Source organism: Pseudomonas emilianonis, from assembly GCF_023072625.1.
In the GTDB taxonomy this organism is placed as follows: Bacteria; Pseudomonadota; Gammaproteobacteria; order Pseudomonadales; family Pseudomonadaceae; genus Aquipseudomonas; species Aquipseudomonas paraveronii.
Window position 1 is genome coordinate 1 of the sequence record NZ_JAKNRV010000408.1, and the last position, 4238, is coordinate 4238.

3 protein-coding genes are annotated in these 4238 nt (G+C 62.8%); all 3 read right to left on the minus strand.

The genetic code is table 11. From position 1 onward, the window contains the following. On the minus strand, positions 1 to 450 hold a 450-nt coding region (locus tag L9Z73_RS26365), incomplete at its 3' end, for a glycosyltransferase family 2 protein (RefSeq protein ID WP_247407461.1). A gap of 2 nt (positions 451 to 452) precedes the next feature. Continuing rightward, on the minus strand, positions 453 to 2456 hold the full coding sequence (gene pgaB / locus L9Z73_RS26370) for a poly-beta-1,6-N-acetyl-D-glucosamine N-deacetylase PgaB (protein ID WP_247407463.1): 2004 nt from the start codon (positions 2454 to 2456) through the stop codon (positions 453 to 455). Between the two features lie 12 nt (positions 2457 to 2468). Then, positions 2469 to 4238 (minus strand): poly-beta-1,6 N-acetyl-D-glucosamine export porin PgaA (gene pgaA, locus L9Z73_RS26375; RefSeq protein ID WP_247407466.1); only part of this gene is annotated, 1770 nt, incomplete at its 5' end.

The window sequence follows — 4238 nt, forward strand, 5'->3', positions numbered from 1 at the left end:
GCCCATGCGCAAGGCCACGGCCTTGCCCTGGTTCTGCGCCAGGTGCAGCACCCGCAGGCGTGGATGCTCCAGGGCCAAGGCGTCGAGCACCGCCGCCGTGTTGTCCTTGGAACCGTCGTTGACGGCGATCACTTCAATGTTCGGGTACAACTGGCCCAGCGCCGCATGAATGGTCTCGGCGGCGTTATCGCCTTCGTTGTAGCAAGGGATGATGATCGAGATCAGCGGGTTGCCGGCCAGGGTCGGTGCCGGCGTGTCTTCTTCCCACGGCCAGTGGCGCTCCCAGTGCAGCCAGAAGTACAAGCCGCCGGCGATCCACAGCGCCGACATGAACAGCGGGTAGAAAAACACGAAGTCCATCAGGAACTGCCCGGTGACCAGGAAGATCAGCCCCAGAGGCACGCCCAATACCAGCGCCAGCACGAATAAAGCCAGGATTCTGTCGAACATGGTCAAGGGTTCCATTGGTTGGAAAGGGCCGGACGCACTGTCTTCAGGTCCGGGGAGTTTTCCAGGAAGTTGTCCGGGTAGTAGCCAAAACTCGTGACCCCCTGGCGTTTGAGTACATCCATCCATTCCGCCAGTTGCTCAGCGCTGATATCGGGCGCGGCCTTGGTACGCCAGTCTTTGGCTTGCAGTTCGAATACGGTACGTTCCAGCGCACCGGGGCGCGCCTTGACCGTGGCGACCAGTTTTTCCAACCAGGCGTTGGAATTTTTGAGTGTCTCGCCTTCCATCAGCGGCATGGCCATCGGCGCGGTCCAGTCATAGGTCTGGAGGAAGTCATCGAGGTTCTGCGCGAACCACGCTTCGCTCTGCGGATTGAGCATCGGCTCGGCGAAGATGTTGCGTGCGGTCATGACCTGCGGGCCACGGATAGCGCGGAACTTGGCGGTCAACTCGTTGGTGAAGTCGATCAGGTAGCGACTCTTGAAACGGGTCCAGCGTTGCATCACTGCCGGGTCGGCGCGCAGGGCGGCGATGCTGTTCGGCAGGCCGTTGGCGGCGTAGACCTTGAGCGCTGCGGGGCTGGCGTCTTCGAAATCGCTGAGCAGCGCGTCATCGTGATACAGCACGCCATCGATGGCACTGTTGCCACTGCTCGCCAAGTCTTGATAAATCTCGCCGATCATCTGCCGTACCTTCGGATCAAACGGCGACAGGCGCTGGTATTGATCCGGATCGGGGCCGACTTTTCCGGTTTCCGGGTCCCAGCGTGTCACGCGTGGCAACTTGGGATCGAGGGCGTAACTCAGCACCGGCATCCACGCAAACACACTGGCGCGGGCACGGGTGTGCAACTGCCAGGCGACACGGTTGAACAAGTCGGCACGCATCGGCAGGTGGCGGTTGGGGAAGTACAGCGAATGCACCAGGCCGTCGCCCTTGGGGTCGGCGTAGGCTTGCAGGAATACCGTCACCGAACCCATATCCACCACGCGCTGTACCAGCACATCGAGGTTACGCGCCTGTTGCGCCGGGTCGGGGTCGTAGACGTGGTCCAAGTCCACATGCAGCACGCGCAGCGGGGCCTTGGCCTGCACCGCGACCATGCTGCTGGCGAAGTGCTCGCCGTCCGGGTCGGAACTCACCAGGAAGCGTGGACTGTTCATCAGCTTTTTCGAGTCGTCGAGGCCGTCGTCCAGGGTCAGCGCCATCTCGTAACCGTGTTCACTCACGACCGCGAGCGAGGTGCCGTCGGCTGCACCATAAGGCCATACCCAAACCCGCGGAGCCTTGCCGGTAACCGCACGGATCTTGTCTGATATCGCGACCACGTCAGCACGCATCCGCTCCCGGAACTGCGCCTCGGTTTCGTAGCGATTGGTCGCTGGATCAAAGCGCCGCGTGGTGGCGGCCGGCTCCAGGTTGCCCTGAGGGTTAGCCAGGATGCCCTTGTGACTGGCGTCGGTGTGCGCGGCGATTTCCACCAGGCCGGATCGGGACACTTCCCGGATCTGCTGCCAGGTCAGGAAGTCTCCGCGTGGCCGTGGCGTCCCCGCGAAGTCCACCGGCTGAGTCAACGGCGTATCGATCCAGGTGCCCACCGGCGCCAGCAATGCCGGCCAGTTGTAAGCGCGCAGAATCGGCATCACGCGGGTGTAGAAACTGGAATAACCGTCGTCGAAACTGAGCATGACGGCTTTGGGCGGCAGCGGCGGCCCACCACGGCGGGCGGCGAGGACTTGGTCCACGCTGACCGCCTGATAACCGTTCTCCCGCAGCCAGGCCAACTGCTCGATCAAACGCTCGGTGCGTACCGCCACCACCGCCTGGTCGGGGTCGGAATCATTGACGTCGTGGTAGGCGATGCCCAGGAAATGGTTTTTCGGCCACGGCGCTTCGTTGGCCAGTATCGGGCGCTCGGCGGGTGGAGTGAATGGCGCGGGTTGCTGGGCGCAGGCGGCGGCCAGCAATACACCCAGGACCAACAAGCAACGGCTGAGGAGGGTCATGGTCAGGCTCTTCTAGAAACGGTAAGTGAGGTCGACGAGTAGGCGCAGATCGCGTTCGCGATCACCGTCGTAAGTTCGGCTGACCAGGCTCAGGTTGGCGCCGGCTTCCAGCACGTCGTTCCAGCGAAAGCGTTGGCCGTAGCCGATCAAGCCGACACCGCCAGTGGAGTAATCCTGCTGACGGTAAGCCCCCGCACCGAGCTGGAACTGCTGACTCCACTGAGTCTCGTAGCGGTGATAGAGCACATGGTTGACGGTGACGGTGGGCATCACGCCGACGTCCGACTTCGGGTTGAAGTACAGCGTGTCTTCTTTGCTGTTACGGCTGGCACTGACTTCCAGGCCCAATTCCACTTGCACCTTGGGCGAGCTGTAGACGCCTTCGCGGCCGGTGAGCATGGCTTCGAGGCGGTCATTACCGTCGCTGAAATGGGACGGGCTCACGGCGAGTTTCCACTCGCGGCTTTCATTGGCGCGCCAGCGGATGAACCCGCTGCCGCCATTGGCCGTGACGTCGGTATTGAGCGCCCGCAACGGCGTGGTCGCCGCGAGGTAGTCGAGGCTGCCGCCGTATTGCCAGTGGTCGTTGATGTCGCGGGCAATCGATACGCGCGCGCCTTGCTTGGAGCCAAAGCCGTAGGAGTGGTTGGAGACCTCGGCTTCAAGGGTCATGTCACGGGTACGCCGTTCCACACCCACGCGCTGCCAACGGTGATGGCCAGTGCCTTCGGTAAAGTCGGCGGTGGCGTAGCCGGCGCCGGCGAACAGGCGCCAGTCTTCGTCGATGGGCGGGGTATAGATCACGCTTTCAATGCCCCAGTCACGGCTACCCGTTATCGCGCCGGATTCTGCGTCATTGCTGCCACCGTAGCTTTTACCGGTGTAGGCCTCCACGCGCACTTCGGCCATGTCGTGTACATCGCGCAGGCGACTGAGGCGCTGTACCTGACGGTTTTCCGGGGCGCGGGCGACGACGTCGTCGGTGAGCAGGTCGAGTTGGCGCCACTCCTGCAGGTCCAGCGCGGTGAAGGCTTGAGACATCTCCACGCCGACGTCACGCGGGCTTTGGTTTTCCGTTTCCTTGAGTGAGTCTTCAGCGCGTCTTGGCCACTCACGGGCACGGTACATCTCCGCCTGCGCCAAACGCACACCGATGCTGCCTGGGGCTTTATTCCCCAGGTCTTCGAGGGTTCTTTCACTGGCGTTCAGATCATCGCCGTAGGTTCCGGCCTGGGCCGCCAATTGTTGGGCGTCCATCCACTCATCGTTAGGGTTGCCGATGGGCAGCCCCTTGAGTTCAACCCGAGGTTTCTCGGTGCTGGCCAGGTTATTGGCGACCGCGCGCGCCTCTGGCACCTGGTCGCTTTCCAACAAGGCGTAGAACAAGGCCGAGCTGTCTTTAACATGATCACCGGGGTCAGCGTCTGCAGCCGTCACCGCCTGGCGATACAGCGGCACAGACTTTTCCGGCTGGCGCTGGTCGAGGTAGGCGGCAGCCACCCAGCGCACGGCGTAGGTCGGCAGTTGCACGCCTTCGGCCTTGAGGATTTCGTATTCGCTGATCACCTCGGCGGTGCGGCCCCGCGCCTTGAGCGCGCCGAGGCGGTCGATGCGCCAGACCACCACGTCGTCTTGGGCGCTGGCGTCCGGGGTCCAGCGGCTGAGGTCGACGTTGTCGTAGACAGTTTTCGCCGGGTCGTTGGACGACAGCGGAATATCCAGTGACTGACGCTCGACCATGCGGTCGAAGTACTCATTGCCGAAGTTCGGCTGCGCAAAGCT